The 19186-nt window shown below is 68.5% G+C and carries 16 protein-coding genes; 8 read left to right on the forward strand and 8 right to left on the reverse strand.

All coding sequences use genetic code 11. The features are described 5' to 3' along the window. Positions 1-6 precede the first annotated feature (6 nt). From ACWF0M_RS15460 to ACWF0M_RS15475, 4 genes are read right to left on the reverse strand one after another with little or no spacing between them, the layout of a single operon-like run. Positions 7-660: a histidine phosphatase family protein gene (locus tag ACWF0M_RS15460; RefSeq protein WP_452236310.1), complete on the reverse strand. Its 654-nt coding sequence runs from the start codon at positions 658-660 to the stop codon at positions 7-9. Next, on the reverse strand, positions 661-1710 hold the full coding sequence (locus ACWF0M_RS15465; protein WP_452236311.1) for a phosphotransferase family protein: 1050 nt from the start codon (positions 1708-1710) through the stop codon (positions 661-663). Beyond that, positions 1703-2482 carry an SDR family NAD(P)-dependent oxidoreductase gene (locus ACWF0M_RS15470; RefSeq protein ID WP_452236312.1) on the reverse strand — a complete coding sequence of 260 codons (780 nt, stop codon included), beginning with the start codon at positions 2480-2482 and terminating at the stop codon, positions 1703-1705. Before ACWF0M_RS15470 ends, ACWF0M_RS15465 begins: the two co-directional genes overlap by 8 nt. Beyond that, positions 2479-3720, reverse strand: a complete 1242-nt coding sequence (locus tag ACWF0M_RS15475) for an acyl-CoA dehydrogenase family protein (protein WP_452236313.1) — start codon at positions 3718-3720, stop codon at positions 2479-2481. Before ACWF0M_RS15475 ends, ACWF0M_RS15470 begins: the two co-directional genes overlap by 4 nt. Before the next feature lie 69 nt (positions 3721-3789). Here ACWF0M_RS15475 and ACWF0M_RS15480 point away from each other — a divergent pair, with 69 nt between their 5' ends. Then, positions 3790-4365: a TetR/AcrR family transcriptional regulator gene (locus tag ACWF0M_RS15480; RefSeq protein ID WP_452236314.1), complete on the forward strand. Its 576-nt coding sequence runs from the start codon at positions 3790-3792 to the stop codon at positions 4363-4365. Between the two features lie 73 nt (positions 4366-4438). On the opposite strand, the gene ACWF0M_RS15485 is transcribed toward ACWF0M_RS15480, so the two are convergent. Both ACWF0M_RS15485 and ACWF0M_RS15490 read right to left on the reverse strand, forming a co-directional pair. Further along, on the reverse strand, positions 4439-5899 hold the full coding sequence (locus ACWF0M_RS15485) for a M81 family metallopeptidase (protein ID WP_452236315.1): 1461 nt from the start codon (positions 5897-5899) through the stop codon (positions 4439-4441). A gap of 39 nt (positions 5900-5938) precedes the next feature. Continuing rightward, positions 5939-6967, reverse strand: a complete 1029-nt coding sequence (locus ACWF0M_RS15490) for a LacI family DNA-binding transcriptional regulator (RefSeq protein ID WP_452236316.1) — start codon at positions 6965-6967, stop codon at positions 5939-5941. Positions 6968-7081: 114 nt separating this feature from the next. Here ACWF0M_RS15490 and ACWF0M_RS15495 point away from each other — a divergent pair, with 114 nt between their 5' ends. Together ACWF0M_RS15495 and ACWF0M_RS15500 are read left to right on the forward strand one after the other, a co-directional pair. After that, complete coding sequence (locus tag ACWF0M_RS15495) at positions 7082-8977, forward strand: discoidin domain-containing protein (protein WP_452236317.1); 1896 nt, start codon at positions 7082-7084, stop codon at positions 8975-8977. A gap of 75 nt (positions 8978-9052) precedes the next feature. Further along, positions 9053-9502, forward strand: a complete 450-nt coding sequence (locus ACWF0M_RS15500; protein ID WP_452236318.1) for a GNAT family N-acetyltransferase — start codon at positions 9053-9055, stop codon at positions 9500-9502. Between the two features lie 249 nt (positions 9503-9751). Here ACWF0M_RS15500 and ACWF0M_RS15505 read toward each other — a convergent pair whose 3' ends face one another. Further along, the gene (locus ACWF0M_RS15505; protein WP_452236319.1) at positions 9752-10372 is read right to left on the reverse strand and encodes a hypothetical protein; all 621 of its coding nucleotides are present in this window, start codon (positions 10370-10372) and stop codon (positions 9752-9754) included. 18 nt (positions 10373-10390) lie between these two features. Here ACWF0M_RS15505 and ACWF0M_RS15510 point away from each other — a divergent pair, with 18 nt between their 5' ends. Then, positions 10391-11164, forward strand: a complete 774-nt coding sequence (locus ACWF0M_RS15510) for an aminotransferase class IV (protein WP_452236320.1) — start codon at positions 10391-10393, stop codon at positions 11162-11164. 95 nt (positions 11165-11259) lie between these two features. Here ACWF0M_RS15510 and ACWF0M_RS15515 read toward each other — a convergent pair whose 3' ends face one another. After that, on the reverse strand, positions 11260-12720 hold the full coding sequence (locus ACWF0M_RS15515; RefSeq protein WP_452236321.1) for a CCA tRNA nucleotidyltransferase: 1461 nt from the start codon (positions 12718-12720) through the stop codon (positions 11260-11262). Between the two features lie 24 nt (positions 12721-12744). Between ACWF0M_RS15515 and ACWF0M_RS15520 the strand changes: the two genes are divergently transcribed. From ACWF0M_RS15520 to sigM, 4 genes are all read left to right on the forward strand, one after another. Next, positions 12745-15036 carry a hypothetical protein gene (locus ACWF0M_RS15520; protein ID WP_452236322.1) on the forward strand — a complete coding sequence of 764 codons (2292 nt, stop codon included), beginning with the start codon at positions 12745-12747 and terminating at the stop codon, positions 15034-15036. After that, complete coding sequence (murJ, locus tag ACWF0M_RS15525; RefSeq protein ID WP_452236323.1) at positions 15029-16675, forward strand: murein biosynthesis integral membrane protein MurJ; 1647 nt, start codon at positions 15029-15031, stop codon at positions 16673-16675. The genes ACWF0M_RS15520 and murJ overlap by 8 nt, the downstream gene beginning before the upstream one ends. Positions 16676-16775: 100 nt before the next feature. Beyond that, entirely contained in the window at positions 16776-18437 is a 1662-nt protein-coding gene (locus tag ACWF0M_RS15530) for a protein kinase family protein (RefSeq protein ID WP_452236324.1), read from the forward strand. Then, positions 18434-19153, forward strand: coding sequence for an RNA polymerase sigma factor SigM (sigM, locus tag ACWF0M_RS15535; RefSeq protein WP_452236325.1), 720 nt, complete (start codon positions 18434-18436; stop codon positions 19151-19153). The genes ACWF0M_RS15530 and sigM overlap by 4 nt, the downstream gene beginning before the upstream one ends. Positions 19154-19186: the final 33 nt, after the last annotated feature.

Below are 19186 nucleotides of genomic sequence, written 5' to 3' on the forward strand. Positions count from 1 at the left end.
GGAGTCCTATCTGTACGTGAGCAGGTCGGCACCGACGTGGACATGCTCGTTGTAGCTCACCACGGTCAGCCCGCGGCGGCCAGACACGACCTTGGTGATCGCGGTGTTGATCGTCACCGGGTTCAGCTTCGCCCACAGCCCGTCGCCGCCGGACAGCAGCCGGCTCACCACGGCCGCGATCGGCCCGCCGGAGGTGAAGACGAGCGCCGTCTCACTCTTCCCGAGCCGCTCGGCGGTCCGTCGTACCGCGGCCTCGGACCTGTCGCAGAACGCGTGGAACGTCTCGGTGTACCCGTCGCCGCCGTCGATCCAGCGCTGGGTCGCCGCGCTGAAGACGTCCTGGAAGGCGCGCTTCGGATTCCCGGTGCGAGCGAGGTCGGCGACCATCACGGTGTGCCGCTTGTACGCCGGTTTGTGCGCGACGAGCACCTCCTGGTGGTCGAACTCGTCGAAGCCCGGATCCACCTCCGCGGTGAATCCCGCCAGCGATGCCGTCTGCTGGTGCCGGTGCATCGAGCCGGACATCACGAGCTCCGGCTGCACGAAAGCGAGCGTCTGACCGAGCCGCTTCGCCTGCTGCTCACCGAACTCCGACAACTTGTCGTAGTTGCGCGCACCGAACGATGCCTGCGCGTGCCGAATCAGGTAGATGACAGCCACTCACGCCTGCCGGGTGATCTTGCGGCAGCGCCGCTCGAGCAGATTGACCGGCAGCCAGAAGTTCTTGAACCGCGGGTTGCGGGTCTGCTTGTGGTGGTAGCGGTAGTAGATCTGCTGCGCGATCACCGCCAGCCGGAACAACCCGAACACCTCGTAGAACGCCCAGTTCTCCGCCTCGAGCCCGGACCGCTTCGCGTAGTACTGCACGATCTCGTCCCGTGTGGGCATGCCGGGCACGTCGGACGGCTGCAGCCGGAACCGGCGGAACGCCCAGTCGTCGTCGGCCTGCACCCAGTACGCGAGCGCACTCCCGAGATCCATCAACGGATCCCCTAGCGTTGCTAGCTCCCAATCGAGTACGCCGACCACGCGCAGCGGATCGTCCGGGGCCAGTACGACGTTGTCGAGCCGGAAGTCGTTGTGGATAACGCACGTGCGCACGTCAGCCGGCTGATGAGCGGCGAGCCACTCCATCACGCGCTCGTAGCTCGGTACGTTCCACGTCTTCGCCTTGCGATAACGCTCGGACCAGCCGGTGACCTGGCGTTCGACGTACCCCGCGCCGCGGCCGAGATCGGACAGCCCGGCCGCCGCGGGATCGACCGCGTGCAGCTCGGCGAGCGTGTCGATCAACGTGAAACCCAGCTGCCGGGTCTGGATCGGCGTGAGGTCGACGCCCAGCGCGTGATGCCCCGGGATCGTCCCGACCACCCGCTCCATCACGTAGAACTCGGAACCGACGACCGTCTCGTCGTTGCAGTGGGCAACCATCTCCGGGACGTACCGGAACACCGGTTTGAGGCCGGCCTGGATGCGGTACTCGCGGCCCATGTCGTGCGCACTCTTCGCCTTCGTGCCCGCGGGCGGGCGGCGCAGGATCAGGTCGCGATCGCCGTACCGCAACAGATAGGTGAGGTTCGACGCACCACCGGAGAACTGTTTGACCTCGGGAAGTCCGGCCGGCAAAGCGGTCTGCGCGCGCAGCCAGGTGTCGACCGCCGGCACGTCGAACGCGTCCTCCTCGCGGACTGCCCGCGCACCATCACCCATCCGTGCCCTCGGCCCGCTGCCGCGCTCGCGCCGCGATCTTCCGCATCTGCCGGTCGTACAGCGGCCGGGCGAACCGCTTGGTGCGCCAGGCCATCGCGGCCGGCCGGTCGGGGATGATTAGGAACCGTTTCTTCTTGACGCCCTCGAGCACCGCGGCCGCGATGTCGTCCGCGGACCGCGGTGACTTCTCGATCAGCTGCCGAGCGGTCGCGCCCATCGCGCTGTCCGCGCCGCGGATCGAGTTCGCGAGGTTGGTCCGGAAGAACGACGGGCAGACCACCGACACGTTCACGCCGTACGGATAGAGCTCGTGCGAGAGCGTCTCGGAGAGCGCGACGACGCCGGCCTTCACCGTGTTGTACGAGCTCATCATCGGCGGGTGGACGAGACCGGCCGCCGACGCGGTGTTGACGATCTGGCCGGAGCGCTGCCGTTTGAACAGCGGCACGAACGCGCGACAGCCGCGGACCACGCCCATCAGGTTGATGTCGACGACCCGGTCCCATTCGTCGAGCGTCTCGACGTCGATCCGTCCACCGGTCGCGATCCCCGCGTTGTTCACGAGGATGTCCAGACCACCCCAGTTGTCCGAGCACCACGCGACCGCCGCGTCCCAGTCGTCCGGGCTGCGGACATCGAGCTTCAGGTACGTCGTCGTACCGTCGTCCTCGGCCATGTCCGTGCTGAGCACCTGGTGGCCTTCGGCAACGAACCGCGCAACCAGCGCGGCACCGAGCCCGCTGGCCGCGCCGGTGACGAGGACCCGACTCACTTGGCCTCCTGAACCGCAGAAAGATACGACGCGAGTTCGATCCTCGCGATCACCCCACGATGCACCTCGTCGGGCCCGTCGGCCAGCCGCAACGCCCGTGCGCTCGTCCACGCGGCAGCGAGCGGGAAGTCGTCGGACAGCCCACCGCCACCGTGCAGCTGGATCGCCATGTCGATGACGTCCTGCGCCATCCGCGGTACGGCGACCTTGATCTGGCTGACCTCGCTCACCGCGCCCGCGAGCCCCTGCGTGTCCAGCAGGTACGCCGTCTGCAGCACGAGCAGCCGTGCCTGGTTGATCGCGATCCGCGCGTCCGCGATCCGCTCCCGGTTGCCGCCGAGGTTGACGAGCGGCTTGCCGAACGCGGTCCGGCTGGTGCCGCGCTGCAGGGCGAGCTCGAGCGCCTTCTCGGCCAGGCCGACCAGCCGCATGCAGTGGTGCACACGCCCCGGTCCGAGCCGGCCCTGGGCGATCTCGAACGCCTTGCCCGGTCCGACCAGGATGTTCGCGGCAGGCACGCGGACCTCGGTGAACGACACTTCGCCGTGGCCGTGCGGTTCGTCGTACCTGCTCATCGCGGGCAGCAGGCGCTCGACCTTCACGCCCGGGGTGTCGCGCGGGACGAGGACCATCGTGTGGCGCGCGTACCGGTGGGCGTCGGGATCGGTGAGGCCCATGAAGATCAGCAGTTCGCAGTCCGGGTGGCCGACGCCCGTGCTCCACCATTTGCGGCCGTTGATCACGACCTCGTCGCCGTCGAGGACGGCGGTCGCCTGCATGTTGGTGGCGTCGGAGGACGCGACGTCCGGCTCGGTCATGCAGAACGCGGAACGGATCGTCCCGTCCAGCAGCGGTTCGAGCCAGCGCTTCTTCTGGTCGTCGTTGCCGTACCGGAGCAGGACCTCCATGTTCCCGGTGTCCGGCGCGTTGCAGTTGAAGATGTACGGCGCGATGAACGACCGGCCGGTCAGCTCCGCGATCGGGGCGTAGTCGAGGTTGCTGAGGCCTTCGCCGTACTGCTCGTTCCCCGGCTCGGCGGGCGGGAGGAACAGGTTCCACAGGCCTGCGTCACGGGCTTTCGCCTGCAGGTCCTTTATGATCGGTTGCGGCTGCCACGGGTCACCGGCAGTGCGGATCGCGGTGTGCAGATCCGCCTCGACCGGCTCGATCTCGCTGCGCAGGAAGGTGTCCACGCGCGCGATCAGATCCTGAGCCCGGGTCGAAGGTTCGAACCCCATCAAGACTCCTCTCCCTCGCCTTGACCGTAGCTCAGCTTCTAAGCAATGCTCAATAGCATGGATCACCGGATGTCAGCGGAGGACCGCAAGAAGCAACTGGTCAAGATCGGCCTGATGATGCTTCGCGACCAGCCGATCCATGAGCTGTCCATCGACGCGATCGCCGGCGAGGCCGGAATCTCCCGCGGGCTGCTGTTCCACTACTTCCCGAGCAAACGCGACTACTACCTCGCCGTCATCTCCGCGGCCGGCCGCCGCCTGCTCCGGGTCACGAAACCGGACGAGACGCTGGCGCCGGAGCAGCAGCTCCGCGAGATGCTGGTCCAGTTCGTCGCCTTCATCTCACGTCGGCGTACCGCGTATATCTCCTTCGTCCGCGGCGCGGCGGGCGGCGACGACTTCGCCGTCGAGGTGTACGACGAGACGCGCGCGCGGCTCACGAAGCGCATCCTCACGTACCTGGGCACCCCCGAGGTCGCCGACGAACCCACGTCCCGCGAGTACCTCCGCGTCCACGCGTGGCTCTCGTACACCGAAGACCTCGCCATCGAATGGTCCGGCCTCCCCGAAAAGGACCGCACCTACACCGCCAACAACCTGATCGACCACGCGATCGAGGCCCTCCACCTCCTCCGCAAGCTGTAAAGCGGCGGGTTGGGGAGGATTTCTTCCCGTTTCGGGTGGGCAATCCTCCTCAACCGCCGGGTTCGTGGGGCGGTCAGGCCGGCGGTAGGAGTTCTGGGGTCAGGTCGGGGGCTGACATTTCCGGGTCGAAGGGGAAGAGCGGGCGGCGTACGGCGTGGTGGCCTAGGCGGAGGAGGTCTTGGTCTACGCCGCCGGGGGTTAGGGCGAGGAGCCAGTCGGCGGCGAGGTTGTAGAGCTCTGGTTCCAGGTAGCCGATCTTGACGATGACCAGGTCGGTGGCTGCCGGGTCGAGGCCGAGGAGGGTGAAGTCGGCGAGGTGGTGGTACGGCTTGCGGCGGGTGGTGAGGATTGAGTGCAGGCCGCCGATCTGCACGACCGCGACTGTGCCGCCGACAGGATCCTCGGAGATCGAGAACACGATGCCGGAGAGCGTGACCGGACCCGCGGGGCCGGAGTCGACCTTGCCACCGGCGGCGACCTCGACCGGATTCCCAACGCCGGCCGCAACACAGGCGGCGACAGCCTCGGCGTCGGCGATGCTCGCGTGGATCGCGGTGGCCTTGCCGGAGGTCAGTTCCTCGATCGTGAGGAGCTCACCGAGCGTCCAGGACGTGTCGCCCGCGCCACCGGCGGTCGGGTTGTCGCCGGAGTCGCTGATCAGGAACGGGCGGGCGGTAGAAGCGAGCCCGGCCGCAACACACTCGTGCAGAGTCCCGGTGGGCGCCACGAAGGCGAAGCCGTCGCGGGCGTCCCAGTAGGCCTTGGCCAACTCGGTGGCGCGCTCGGTGATCAGTGCATGGTCGTCGCCGGTGACAACAACGGCCGCGCGACACCGCGGCTCGTCGGCCCACGCGTACCCGACCCAGACCGCGGCATCCAGTACGCCGGGCTCGTCCGCGATCTCGCCCACGCGCCGATAGATCGACTTGGCCGGCTCGAGCCGCGTCGACGTCTTCTCGCCCGGCAGCAGCACCGGCACCTGAACCCACGCCTTCCCCGGCTTCCCCAGCCCGGACCGCAGCCGCTCCACCAGGTTCCGCAGCGCCCGCTCGCGGCTCTCCATCGCGTCCTCGTGCGGCGCCATCCGGTAGCAGGTGATCAGATCGACCGCCGTACCGAGCTCGCGGGACACGTTCCCGTGCAGGTCCATCGAGGCCGACACGAGTACGTCGGGACCGAGCACGGAACGGATCCGCGTCGCCAGGTCGGCCTCCGCGTCCTGCCGCCCGACGACGCTCATCGCGCCGTGGATGTCGAAGAACAACCCGTCCAACGGGCCGGCGTTCTCGAGCCGCGTGATGATCTCCGCGGACAGCTCGTCGTACACCTCCGACAGCACCGCACCGCCGGGGAGGGACCGCGCGTGCAGCAGCGGGACCCACTCGATGCCCTGCGCCCAGTCCTTGCCGAGGAAGTCGTACCGCTCCAGCAGGTGGTCTCCACGCCGTACGTCGAAATCGGCCAGGCCGGCTCGGTGGGGCGAGAACGTGCTGGACTCGATGGCGATCCCGGCGATGCCGATCCGAAGGTTCATGTCTAAAACCTGCCACAATCGAGCCGTTTTGCGCACTGCCTATCTGTCGATTGTGGACACTCGCGGACCGGTCGACCCCCGGACGACGAGCTCGGTCGCCAGCTCCACGTGCAGCGCCTCGACCTCGTGCCGCTCCAGCAGCCGGATCAGCAGGCTGACGGCCATCCGTCCCATCTCCTGCAGCGGCTGACGGACGGTGGTGAGTTGCGGGGTCGTCGCGCGGGCGAGGTCGAGGTCGTCGAAGCCGGCGATCGAGAGATCTCGCGGGACGGAGAGTCCGCGTTCGGTCGCGGCCTGCAGCGCACCGATCGCGGCCTTGTCGTTGAACGCGACCAACGCGGTCGGCCGCGGATCGAGGTCAAGCAGTTCGCCGGCAGCGCGGTAGCCATGCAGCGTGGTCGGCTGCACGTGCCGCACCAGCGACGGGTCGGGCAGGATGCCGACGTCCGCGAGCGCAGCCGAATGACCGCTCAGCCGCGCGTCGGCGGCGAGCCACTCGCGCGGACCGGCGATCACGCCGATCCGGGTGTGCCCGAGCCCCGTCAGGTACGTCGTGAGTTGCCGAGCGCCGGAGTGGTGAGCGGCGGACACGGACGGGATGTCCCGCGGCAGCGTCGTACGCGGATCGACCACGACGAACGGGAAGCGCCGCGCGCTCAGCCGAACCAGATCCTCGCCCGGCTCCGGCGGGAGGATGAGGATCGCGCCGCCGATCCCGCGGCGGGAGGCCAGACTCGCGAGCGCGGGATCGTGCTGCGTGGCCTCGCCCGCATTGAGAACGACCTGGCGGCCGTGGCGGTCCAGCGTCTCGGCGATCGACGACACGATCAGGCCGAAGTAGTCGGTGAGGACGTACGGGCAGCGCACGTAGACGGCTCCGTCGACCGGCTTCGGCGTACCGCCGCGGGGCACAGGCCCGGGCAGCCCGAGCTCCTCGATCGCCTGCTCCACCAGCCGCCGAGTCTCCGGCGCGATGCCGCCGATCTGGTTGACCACGCGGGACACAGTCGCGAGCGACACCCCGGCGGCCGCCGCGACGTCGCGCATCGTCGCTCTAGCGCGTGGCATTTGTTACATCGCTTTGTTTCACGCTCAGCACTCTAGACCCACGCTCCCAGACCTTGACAGTCCCTGGCGGCGAGCGTTCTCTGTGGACGTTTGTTTCATCCAGAGGAGTGTGCGATGAGAACACCCGCCTTCGGCGTCGCCCTTGCCCTCGCGGTGGCGTCACTCACCGGCCCGGCCCAGGCCCATCCCCCGACGACTCAGGTCAACGTCTGGGTCACCACGCCCGATCGCGCCGAGCTGCTCCACGAGCGCGCGCCGGTCTCCTTCCACGACGGCGCGAGCGACCGGACGACGATCACGGTCGACCCGCGGACGACGTACCAGACCATGGACGGCTTCGGTGCCTCGATCACCGACTCGTCGGCGAGTGTCCTGTACCGCCTCAGCCCGGCGGACCGCGAGCAGACGCTGCGCAAGCTGTTCGACCCGCAGCAGGGCATCGGCGTCAGCTTCCTGCGGCAGCCGGTCGGCTCGTCCGACTTCACGGCCGCGGCCGAGCACTACACGTACGACGACATACCGGCCGGTCAGACCGACTTCGGACTGCGCAACTTCAGCATCGCCCACGACGAGCAGCAGGTACTGCCTTTGTTGCGTCGCGCCAAGCAGCTCAACCCCGCGCTCAAGGTGATGGCGACGCCGTGGAGTCCGCCGGCGTGGATGAAGACCGGCGACTCGCTCGTCGGCGGGCGGCTGAAGGACGACCCCAAGGTGTACGACGCCTACGCGCGCTACCTGGTGAAGTTCGTGCAGGCCTACACGCGGGCCGGCGTACCGGTCGACTTCCTCTCGATCCAGAACGAGCCGCAGAACCGCAAGCCGAGCGCGTACCCGGGCACCGACCTGCCCGTCCGGCAGGAAGCTGCAATGATCACCGCCCTGGGTCCGCTGCTGCAGAAGGTAAGCCCGCGGACGAAGATCCTCGGCTACGACCACAACTGGACCACGCATCCCGGTGACGTCGCGTCCACTCCGCCTGGTGAGGACCCGGAGACCGACTACCCGTACAAGCTGCTGCAGACGTCGGCGGCGAAGTGGATCGCTGGTACGGCGTACCACTGCTACTCCGGCGACCCGTCCAAGCAGACCGATCTGCACAAGGCGTTCCCGTCGAAGGGGATCTGGTTCACCGAGTGCTCCGGCTCGCACGGGCCGAACGACACCCCGCCGCAGATCTTCCGCGGCACGCTCACCTGGCACGCGCGCACGTTGATGCTCGGTACGACGCGCAACTGGGCGAAGTCGGTCGTCAACTGGAACATCGCCCTCGACTCGACCGGCGGCCCGCACCTCGGCGGCTGCGACACGTGCACCGGCCTGGTCACGCTGCAGCCGGACGGGACCGTGTCGACGGATGCGGAGTACTACACGATCGGCCACCTGTCGAAGTTCGTGAAACCCGGTGCGGTGCGGATCGGGAGTACGTCGTACGGGACGACCGGATGGAACGGGCAACTGATGTCGGCCGCATTCCGCAACCCCGACGGTACGACGGCGCTCGTGGTGCACAACGAGAACGACGACCCGCGGTCGTTCGCGGTGGCGGTCGGCGACCAGTCCTTCGAGTACGAGCTGCCCGGTGGGTCGATCGCGACGTACACCTGGGGGCGGACGGCGGCCGACGTACCGCATGAGCTGTCGATTCAGAGCGCGACGGCTAGCGTCAACGGGGCCGATGCTGGATTGCTGGTCGACGCGGACGGATCGACTGTGTGGCAGAGCAAGGCGGCGCAGGCACCCGGTCAGTGGGTGCAGGCCGACCTGGGCAAGGCGCAGACGTTCCGGCAGATTGCGTTGGACAGCGGCGGCAACATCGGCGACTACGCCCACGGTCAAACGGTTGCCGTCAGCAACGACGGGAGCAACTGGCGGACGGTCGCCAGCGGTACGTCGAGCAGCCAGTTGACGACGATCGATCTACCTCCGACCCGGGCCCGCTACGTCCGCGTCACGCAGACCGGTACCGCCGGGAACTGGTGGAGTCTCGCCGATCTCCGGATCTATCGCTGAACCTCACGGTCGGCCGACGGACCAGAGAGGAAATGGAAACAGGAGCGTCATGCCATCTTGCTACCGTCCGATGGCATGGTGATCGAGGGAGTGGAACTGCGAACGGCACCGCCGACCGACGCGGAGGTGCTGGCCCTGACCGCCGCGCAACAGGCCGAACTGGCGGCGATGTACGGCGATGACCAGCCTTTGGTTGCGCTGCATCCCGACATCGCGTTCACGGTGCTGACGCTCGAAGGAACGCCGGTCGGGTGCGTCGGACTACAGCCGGTCGCGCCCGGTCTCGGCGAGATCAAACGGATGTACGTCGCCCCCTCCGCCCGCGGCTGGGGCCTGTCCCGCATGCTCCTCGACGTCGTCGAGAACCAGGCCCGGACCACCGGCCTGACCCACCTCCGCCTCGAAACCGGCACCAAGCAAGTCGAGGCAATCGCCCTCTACACAAACCACGGCTACCACCCCACCCCGCCATACCCACCCTTCGAAAACGAACCCAACTCCCTCTGCTACGCCAAGAACCTCTAAACGCGAGCGGTTATCCCCTGGTCTTGTGGGTTCTCCCCTGGTGCACGAGCGGAGAACCCACAAGACCAGGGGATATCCGCTCGCGTGTTGGATGCGTGGGTCGCCCGGTTGCCGGGGGGAGAGACATCTTCTGGGGGCCGCGGACAGGGAATACCGGGTTCCAGCCCACCAGAACCTGTCTCACGGGCCTGCAGTTCACCCACAGGCCGGACAGGAGACCGGGTAGCCGCTCTTGGCGAGGGTGGGTGGCTAGCTTTGGGGGAGGTTGAGGACGAGGGCGTTGCCTTCGTGGTGGAAGCCTAGGTTTTTCAGGTACGGCGTGGAGTCGCGCATGCGGGGTGGGGCGATGACCTGGTGGAAGCCCTGGTCGGTGAAGACGTCGCTGCGGCGGTACACGAATTCGCCCGGGGTGAAGTCGCGGTACTTCGGCACCACGTAGTCGAGGTCGATCTGCGCGCGGCCGGTGCCCGCGTCGTGGGCGAGGACGACGCCGACGGTGCGGTCACCGTGCTGGACCAGGAACGCGTACGGGCTCGCGGCGGGCGTGAAGCCCGGGTTGAACCGGGTGATGTCCTTCGAGTGCCGCTGCAGGATGTACCCGAGGTACGCGTCCGCGGCGTTCACTGGCAGCACCTGGTACGCCGTCTCGTCGTGCCGGTGCCGGAGCAGCCGCCAGAGATGGACGACGTTGATGACCGCGAGGACCGCGTTCATCCCGACCATCGGCCACACGCCGACCGCCACGTTGAATCCGACCAGGATCACGCAGCCGATCAGGTTCAGGACCCGCAACCGCAGGATCCGGGTCTGCAACAACGACCACACGACAAGCGCGGATCCGCCCCACCCGATGATGCTCCACACGTCCACACCCGGAGACTAGTGCGCGTGAGCGATTTCCTGCTGCTGGACGGGACCCTGTTACCGATGGTCGACCCGATGTTGCTGCGAGCAACGTCGTACGGTCACTTCACCTCGATGCAGGTCCGCGACGGTCATGTCGACGGGCTGGACCTGCACTTCGAGCGTCTGGACCGCAGTACGCGGGAGGTCTTCGGCCGGCCGCTGCCCGAGGACCGCGTCCGCGCCGACCTCCGCGCGGCGCTCGACCAGGCGGGCTCCGGCGACCTTTCGATCCGCGTGAACGTCTTCGCCGACGACGAACTCCACCTGCTGACGCGCGTCGGCCCGCCCGTGGCCGCCGGCACCCGTCCGCTCCGCCTGCTCGCGTACCAGCACGAACGCGCCGTCCCGCACCTCAAGCACACCGGCACGTTCGACCTCACGTACTACGCCCGCGCCGCCAAGCAGGCCGGGTACGACGACGCGGTCTTCTACACCGCGACGGCCGAGCTCTCCGAAGCCTCCATCTGGAACATCTGCTTCGCCCGCGGCCCACACCTCGTCTTCCCCACTGCACCAACCCTCCCAGGCATCCGCCAGCAACTCCTCCAACGCGGCCTCGACTCCTTCGACACCGCCCCCATCCCCGTCACCGACCTCCCCACGTACGACGCCGCCTACCTCACGAACTCCATCGACCCAGCCCTCCCCGTCGCGGCCATCACCGCTAACGGCCACACGACAACGTACGAACCGCACGCCCAGTCAGCCGAGACCATCGCGGTCGCCTACGCGACCCAGCCCGCACAGCCGATCTGAACCGGACCGCCAAGCCATCACAATCGTCACCGTCGGGCTCACCGCAGGCGTGACTCGGTCGCCGACCGGTGATTGTGATGGCCTGGCGGTTCGTACTACCCGCGGTCGGCCCACCAGCGGAGGAGGGCTTCGCGGGCCGCAGCCTCGCCTAGGGGGCCTTCGTCGAGGCGGAGGTCCATGAGGAATTTGTACGCCTCGCCCACCTCGCGGCCTGGGGGGATGTTGAGGATCTGCATGATCTGGTTGCCGTCGAGGTCGGGGCGGAGGGCGTCCAGTTCTTCCTGCTCCTGCAGGCGCTCGATGCGGGTTTCCAGGTCGTCGTAGGCGGCGCGGAGCGACTCGGCCTTACGGCGGTTGCGGGTGGTGCAGTCGGCGCGGGTCAGGATGTGCAGGCGCTCGAGCTGGTCCCCGGCGTCGCGGACATAGCGGCGTACGGCGGAGTCCGTCCACTCGCCGTCGCCGTACCCGTGGAAGCGCAGGTGCAGCTCGATCAGTTTGCTGACTTGCTCGATCTGCTCGTTGCTGAATCGCAGCGCCTTCATCCGCTTCCGGGCGAGTTTCGCGCCGACCACGTCGTGGTGGTGGAACGTCACCTTCCGCGCACCCTCGAACTTCAGCGTCTTCGGTTTCCCGATGTCGTGGATGAGTGCCGCGAACCGAACGACGAAATCGGGCGTCGGAACAGACAGACGCGATTCCAGGTCGATGGCCTGATCCAGGACGGTGAGTGAGTGCTCGTACACATCCTTGTGCCGGTTGTGCTCGTCCTTCATCAGCCGCAGCGCCGGCAGCTCCGGCAGCACGTGCTCGGCGAGCCCGGTCGAGACCAGCAGGTCGAGCCCGATCCGCGGGTGGTCGGCGCAGATCAGCTTCTCCAGCTCGTCGCGGACCCGCTCGGCGGACACGATCGTGATCCGGTCGGCCATCGCGGTCATCGCCGTCACTACGGCCGGGTCGGGCGTGAATCCGAGCTGCGCCGCGAAACGGGCCGCGCGCATCATCCGCAGCGGGTCGTCCGAGAACGAGTCCTCCGGCGTACCGGGGGTCCGGATCCGCTGGTGCGCGACGTCCTCCATCCCGCCGTACGGGTCGACGAACTGCCGCGACGGCAGCCGGACCGCCATCGCGTTCATCGCGAAGTCCCGGCGGGCCAGGTCGCCCTCGAGACTGTCGCCGTACGACACCTCCGGCTTGCGCGAGGTGGGATCGTAGGTTTCCGACCTGTATGTCGTGACTTCCAGGACCCACTCGCCCTTACGACAGCCGATGGTGCCGAACGCCTTGCCGATATCCCAGACATGGTCCGCCCAGCCGGACAGCAACCGCTCGATCACATCGGGGTGCGCTGACGTGGTGAAGTCCAGATCCTTGCTCCCCCGGCCGAGGAGAATGTCCCGGACAGGACCGCCGACCAGGGCGATCTCGTGGCCTGCGTCGGCGAACCGGTTGCCCAGTTCGTCGACCACTGGAGCGAGTTCCAGCAAGGCCTGGACGGCTCGGCGCTGTGCGGCGGGCAACGATCCGGCGGAGGGTGACTGGTCGGCAAAGGGTGACACGGGGAACTAGGTTACGGTGACGGCGTGTTCAGACGGCGACTGAGGCTCTCCGCGGTGGCGGGAGCCTGCCTTGTGGTTGCTGCGTCGGCAGCGACTCTGGGCGCCCCGGCGAAGGCGGAAGCCGCGCCGTTAGACGAGCCGACCGTCCAGGTGACCATCGACTCGTTCGGCCCGACCGCGCCGAAGCCGAACCAGCCGGTCGTGATCAAGGGCCGGGTGACGAACACCAGCTCGGTGACGTTCGAGGAGCCGCAGGCGCTGGCGTGTATCGACCGGACCCGCCTGGCCAGCACGACCGCGCTGGACGCGATCTCGGCCGAGCAGAACGTCCCGATGAGCGAGCGCGACAGCTGCCGCAACCTGACCAACGACGAGCAGACCTTCCAGCCGTTCGACCAGCCGCTGGCGCCGAAGGAAACGGTCGAGTTCACGCTCACGGTGCCGTGGAAGGAATGGCGGATCTCCGACCAGACCGGTGTGTACGTCGTCGGCGTCGCGTTCCGGGGGCAGCCGCCGAACAGCTCGCGGATCATGGCCGGCCGGGCCCGCACCCTGATGCCGGTGCTCGGCAAGGAACCACTGACCCGGACCGTCAACACCGCCCTCGTCGTACCGCTGCGGCACCGTCCGACCCAGCTCGGCGGCAAGAACTTCGCCAACGAGTCGCTGGCCACTTCGCTGGCTCCGACCGGACCGCTCGGGCGGCTGCTCGCGCTCGGCCTGCAGCACCAGGTCACGTGGCTGGTCGACCCGGCGATGCTCGACGAGATCCGGCAGCTGGCCAAGGGATACGTGGTGGTCGGCGAGAACGGTCAGACGACGCCCGGCACCGGACAGGCCGTTGCGACCAACTGGCTCAGGGAGTTCGACGCTGGCCGAGCCCGCGGCAACCAGGTCGTGCTGCTGCCGTACGGCGACCCGGACGTCGCCGGCCTGCTGGACTCCGGCGACCCGCTGAAGAAGCTCGTCGGGCAGGCCCGCACGAAGACCGAGCGGTCCGGTGGCGAACTGGCCCCGGGCTTCACGAACGGCCTGTCGCTCGAGGGCGGTGCCGCCGCCGGGCGCTACCTGGCAGCAGCATCCACCGGATTCACCGGGGCCACCGCCGACGACCTGAACCTCGTCAGCAGCTCGTCGTGGTCGACGGCGACCCGCCCGGTGCTGACCAGCAACCCCGTGTACGACGTACTCACGCCGGAAGGTCCTGATCAGATCGTCCGCACGGTGATTGCGAACTCGTCGCTGACCACCGGCGGCCCGGATCCGGAGACCGCCGAGAGCCCGCTCCAAGTCCGGCAACGGTTCGCGGCCGTTACCGCGCTGATCGCGGCCAGCGGCAAGGGCACCGCTTCCGTGGTCGTCGCGCCGCCCCGCGGCTGGGACAGCGAAGGCCGCGCGACCGCTGCGCTCGCGAGCAGCCTCTCGCTGCCATGGATCAAGGCCACCGACGTCGCCGGCGTGGTCGCGGCCAACCCGAGACCGCTGACCACCAAGGCACCGGCAGCGCCGAAGACGAACGGCGTACTGAGCGAAACCCAGCTGGACAGCGTCATGCAGCTCAACGACGCGACGACCACGATGCAGGACCTGCTCGTCGACGGGAACGCGTTGCCGGAGGTGATGACGCAGGCGCTGCTGCGGTCCACGTCGTCCAGCTGGAACGGGTACCCGGAAGAGGCCCGGCACTTCACCGCGATCGAGCTCGGGTCGGCCAACCAGCAGCTCGGCAAGGTGCACCTGGTGAACGCGAGCGTGGACCGCGGTCTCCGCAAGGAGATCAAGGTCAACCTGGCCGGCAGCAAGGGCACGTTCCCGCTGACGATCACCAACGACACCGACTGGTCGGTCCGGGTCGGCATCGTGGTCAGCTCGGCGAACCGGTCCGACCTGAAGATCAAGCAGCTGCAGACCGCCGTCCTCGGCCCCGGTCAGAAGTGGACGCCGCGGATCACCGCGAGCGCCGAGCAGAACGGTCTGATCCGGGCCAACGCACAGGTGACGAACGCGGACGGCAAGCCGGTCGGCAAGTCCCAGGAGCTGTTGATCCAGGCCAGCCAGTACGGCAGCGTCGGCTGGATCCTGGTCGGCGCCGCCTGCGCCCTGCTGTTCGGTACGTCGTTCGTCCGCATCTACCGCCGCGTTCGCACCGAGCGCCGCAACACGGCCGCCGCGACGACCGGCGCCACCGCCGACACCACGGACACCACGGACGCCACCGACACCGCTGATCCCGCCCACGATCGCCCCGAGGCGAACGGCGTACCCGAAGCTCCGGATGCGTCCCTGAAAGAAGGAGTCGGTTCGAAGGATGGCTGACCGCACCCTGCGCTCCGCGGCGGTGATGGCAGCCGGAACGGTGCTGTCCCGCCTGCTCGGATTCATCCGGATCGCCCTGCTCGCGGCCGCCATCGGTACGGCGCTGCGCGGCGACATCTTCACCGCCGCGAACACGATCCCGAACAGCCTGTACATCCTGCTGGCCGGTGGTGTGTTCAACACCGTGCTGGTCCCGCAACTGGTGCGGGCGATCAAGAACCACGACGACGGCGGCCAGGATTTCACCAACCGGATCCTGACGTTCGGCTTCGTCGTCCTCGCGGTCGTCACGGTGGCCTGTGTGCTGCTGGCGCCGGCGATCGCCGAGCTGTACCTGCCGAAGGAGCTGCACGACCCGTCCCGGATGACCGAGAAGGCGAACATGATCATGTTCGTCCGGCTCTGCCTGCCGCAGATCTTCTTCTACGGCGCGTTCGTCCTGGTCGGGCAGGTGCTGAACGCGCGCCGCCGGTTCGGTCCGATGATGTGGGCGCCGATCGCGAACAACATCGTCGCGTGCGCGTCGATCGTGGTGTTCCTGCTGATCTACCGGGTCGGCGACAACCCCGCGACATACAGCCACGGCGAGGAGCTGCTGCTCGGACTCGGGCACACGGTCGGCATCGCCGTACAGCTGCTGGTGCTGCTGCCGTATCTGAAGGCGAGCGGGCACACCTACAAACCGAAGTTCGGCCTCCGCGGAACTGGTCTGGGACACACTGCCCGATTGGGCATCTGGACAGTCCTTTTCGTTGCCGTGAACCAGGTGACGCTGGTCGTCGTCACCCAGCTGGCGATCGCCGGTAGCGCCTCGAGCGACCCGGGCGCGAAGGCCGGTCTGTTCGCGTACAGCACGGCGATGCTGATCATCCTGGTGCCGCACGGCATCGTCACCGTCTCGCTCGCGACCGCCGCCTTGCCGCAGATGTCGGCGCTGGCGGCCGACGGCGACGTGGCCGAGGTGGGGCGGATGTCCGCCCGGTCGATCCGGCAGACGCTCGCGATCGTCGTACCAGCGGCGGCCGCGATGATCGCCTTCGCCTATCCGATCGTGACGATCATCGCCGGGTACGGCTCGGGTAAGAACAACCTGACGCTGATGTCGTACACGCTGATGACGCTCGCGCTCGGGATCGTGCCGTTCACCGTGCAGTACTTCCAGCTGCGCACGTTCTACGCCTTCGAGGACACTCGTACGCCGTTCTTCCTGCAGTGCGTGATCGCGGCGACGAACATCGCGGCGGCCGTGATCGGGGTCCGCGTGCTGCTGGACCAGGCGCACCTCCGGTTCAGCGGTGTGGTGCTCGGCGGGGCGTACGCGCTGGCGTACCTGGTCGCCGTACTGATCTCCAGGCCGGTCCTGCGGCGCAAGGTGCCGCGGGTCCCGGGCGCCGGGATCGGGTTGCCGCTGCTCGCGATGGTGATCGCAGCGGTGGCCGGAGCGGGTGCGGCCCGCGTGGTGCTGTGGCTGCTGAGCCTCGCGATCGACTGGTCCGGACCCCTCGGCGCCATCCTCGAACTGGGCATCGCGGCGATCGTCATGCTGCCGGTGTACGCCGCCGTGTCGCGGGTACTCCGTATCCACGAAGTGAACGACGTGGTGTCCCTGGTCACATCGAAGTTGCCGATCCGCCGCTGATCCGGACCGCTTGTGCATTAGTGCACCACCTGTCCGGTCAGTGGGGCACTACCATAGGGCTGCGATCAGGAGCCGGGGATATTGGAGGGCGAGAGACACCGTGTCGAACCAGACCGTGAGTCCTGGTGCTCTCCTGGCCGGGCGGTACCGGATCGCCGAGTTGCTCGCGGAGATCGACGGCGCCCGGGTATGGCGTGCCGTGGACGAGGTCCTGAGCCGCGCGGTCGTCGTCGACGTCCTGCCGGTCGGTGACCCGCGGACCAATCTCCTCTTCGACGCAGCCCGCCGGGCCGCCGCGGCGAACGACCCGCGGTTCCTACGGGTGCTCGACTGCGACATGCACGACGGCGTGACGTACTGCGTTCGCGAGTGGGCGGGCGGCCGGACGCTGGAGCGGATGCTCGGCAGCGGACCGCTCACCGGGCAGCAGGCGGGCTGGCTGGCCCGCGAGGTGTCCGAGGCCCTCGAGAACCTGCACCGCACCGGCTTCGCCCACGGAGCGATCAGCCCGGCGACCGTGATCATCACGGACGCCGGCGCGATCAAGGTCATCGGCGTCGCCACCGAGGCGGCCCTGCGGTCGTCCGGAGCGGGTTCGCCGGAGGAGGACGTCCATTCCCTCGGCGAGCTGCTCTACGCATCGCTGACCGGCCGCTGGCCTGGTCCGGGACCGGCCTGGGCCATGCAGCCCGCGCCGGTCGAGCACGGTCGGCTGCTGAGCCCGCGCCAGGTGCGCGCCGGCGTACCGCGTTCGCTGGACGACATCTGCGACCGCCTGCTCGGTGACCCGCCGCGGCACCACGCGCCGCCGATCACCAGCGCGGCCGGCCTGTCCGCGGCGCTGTCCGGCGTCGTCGGCAGCTCGCACGAGCCGCCGAACCAGATGGACGAGACCGTCCAGGTCGCCCAGCAGAACGGGAGCATCGACGACGCCACCCAGGTGGTGCCGCAGGCCCCGCCGCCGGCGATCGACCCGACCCCGCAACCGTCGTACGACGCGGAGCCGAACGGGTACCGCCCGCCGCAAGCGGCGTACAACCCGGCCACCGACACCCGTCCGGTACGTCGGCAGCCACCGCCTCCCTCGAACGGGAACGGCCGGCGCCGGCACGAGGAGCCGAAGGCGAAGGGCGGATGGGGCGGCCGGATCCTGATCCTGCTCGCGATCCTCGCGCTGCTGTCGGTGATCGCGATGGCGCAGTTCCTGCTCAAGGGCGCGATGAACAACGACCAGGGCAACGGCGACGGCGGCGCGAAGAGCAGTGCCCCGCCGCAGACCAGCACTACCCCGTCGGCGACCACCGGCGGCAAGGCGGTGATCGCGAGCGCCAAGGACTTCGACCCGGACGGCGACAACATCGAGCACCCCAAGGACGTGAAGAACACCTACGACGGTGACCCGTCGACGACCTGGAAGACGCAGTCCTACCGGAACAAGCCGAACCTCGGCGGGCTGAAGCCGGGCGTCGGCATCTACTACAACCTCGGCGCGAAGACCTCCGTCTCGAGCGTCGCAATCGCGCTGGTCGGTAACGACACCAGCCTTCAGGTGCTGATCCCGAACGGCGACACCACCACGCCGCCGCCGTCGATCGACGGCTGGAAGGCCGTGGCGACCAAGGAGGACCAGCCCGAGGGTACGGTGAACGTGGCCCTGCCGGCCGGGACGCAGTCGCAGTACGTGCTGGTGTGGCTGACCAAGCTGCCGAAGGTGTCCGACGGTTATCAGGGCACCATCTCGGAGGTCACGATCCAGAAATGACCGCTCACGTGGACTCGGGCAATCTGCCGCCCCGGCCGGACGTCCCGCGCATCGGCACGGACGAACCAGTGCCGCAGGGCACGGTTCTGCCTGCCGGGCCGGTGAGCTACGACCAGCTGGACGACCACGAGCTGCTACGGATGCACGTGTCCGGCAACCCGGATTCGTTCGGGTTCCTGGTCAAGCGGCACCGGGACCGGATGTGGGCGGTCGCGATCCGCACGCTCGGCGAGCCTGAGGAGGCCGCGGACGCGCTGCAGGAGGCGTTCATCTCGGCGTTCCGGCGGGCCGACTCTTTCCGAGGCGACGCGAAGGTGACCACCTGGCTGCATCGGATCGTGGTGAACGCCTGTCTGGACCGGATCCGCCGCCGTCAGGTGCGTGCCGCCGACCCGCTGCCCGAGGACGAGGACCGCGCCGCCGAGCTGGCCGGGCCGACCGAGGACGACCCGGCCGAGGTCCGGGAGCGCCGGCTGGACGTGCTGAACGCCCTGAAGCAGATCAACGAGGACCAGCGCGCGGCGCTGGTCCTGGTCGACATGGAGGGCTACTCGATCGAGGAGGCGGCCGGGATCCTCGACTGTGCCCCCGGCACGGTCAAGTCGCGCTGCGCCCGCGGTCGCGCCAAGCTGCTCCCGCTGCTGCGGCACTGGCAGACGACCCGGCAGTCCGACGTACCGGACAAGTCCACCGCGGAACCGGTGGGAACCGAATGAGCCGGTGCCCCGTCGTAGCGAAGTCGCCTGCCT

The organism is Kribbella sp. NPDC055110, assembly GCF_053607525.1.

Excerpts from the sequence above, each read along its gene's own strand:
- ACWF0M_RS15465 (WP_452236311.1), bottom strand. The coding sequence starts at position 1,710 with ATGGGTGATGGTGCGCGGGCAGTCCGCGAGGAGGACGCGTTCGACGTG.
- ACWF0M_RS15475 (WP_452236313.1), bottom strand. The coding sequence starts at position 3,720 with ATGGGGTTCGAACCTTCGACCCGGGCTCAGGATCTGATCGCGCGCGTG.
- ACWF0M_RS15480 (WP_452236314.1), top strand. The coding sequence starts at position 3,790 with ATGTCAGCGGAGGACCGCAAGAAGCAACTGGTCAAGATCGGCCTGATG.
- ACWF0M_RS15485 (WP_452236315.1), bottom strand. The coding sequence starts at position 5,899 with ATGAACCTTCGGATCGGCATCGCCGGGATCGCCATCGAGTCCAGCACG.
- ACWF0M_RS15490 (WP_452236316.1), bottom strand. The coding sequence starts at position 6,967 with ATGCCACGCGCTAGAGCGACGATGCGCGACGTCGCGGCGGCCGCCGGG.
- ACWF0M_RS15495 (WP_452236317.1), top strand. The coding sequence starts at position 7,082 with ATGAGAACACCCGCCTTCGGCGTCGCCCTTGCCCTCGCGGTGGCGTCA.
- ACWF0M_RS15500 (WP_452236318.1), top strand. The coding sequence starts at position 9,053 with ATGGTGATCGAGGGAGTGGAACTGCGAACGGCACCGCCGACCGACGCG.
- murJ (WP_452236323.1), top strand. The coding sequence starts at position 15,029 with ATGGCTGACCGCACCCTGCGCTCCGCGGCGGTGATGGCAGCCGGAACG.
- sigM (WP_452236325.1), top strand. The coding sequence starts at position 18,434 with ATGACCGCTCACGTGGACTCGGGCAATCTGCCGCCCCGGCCGGACGTC.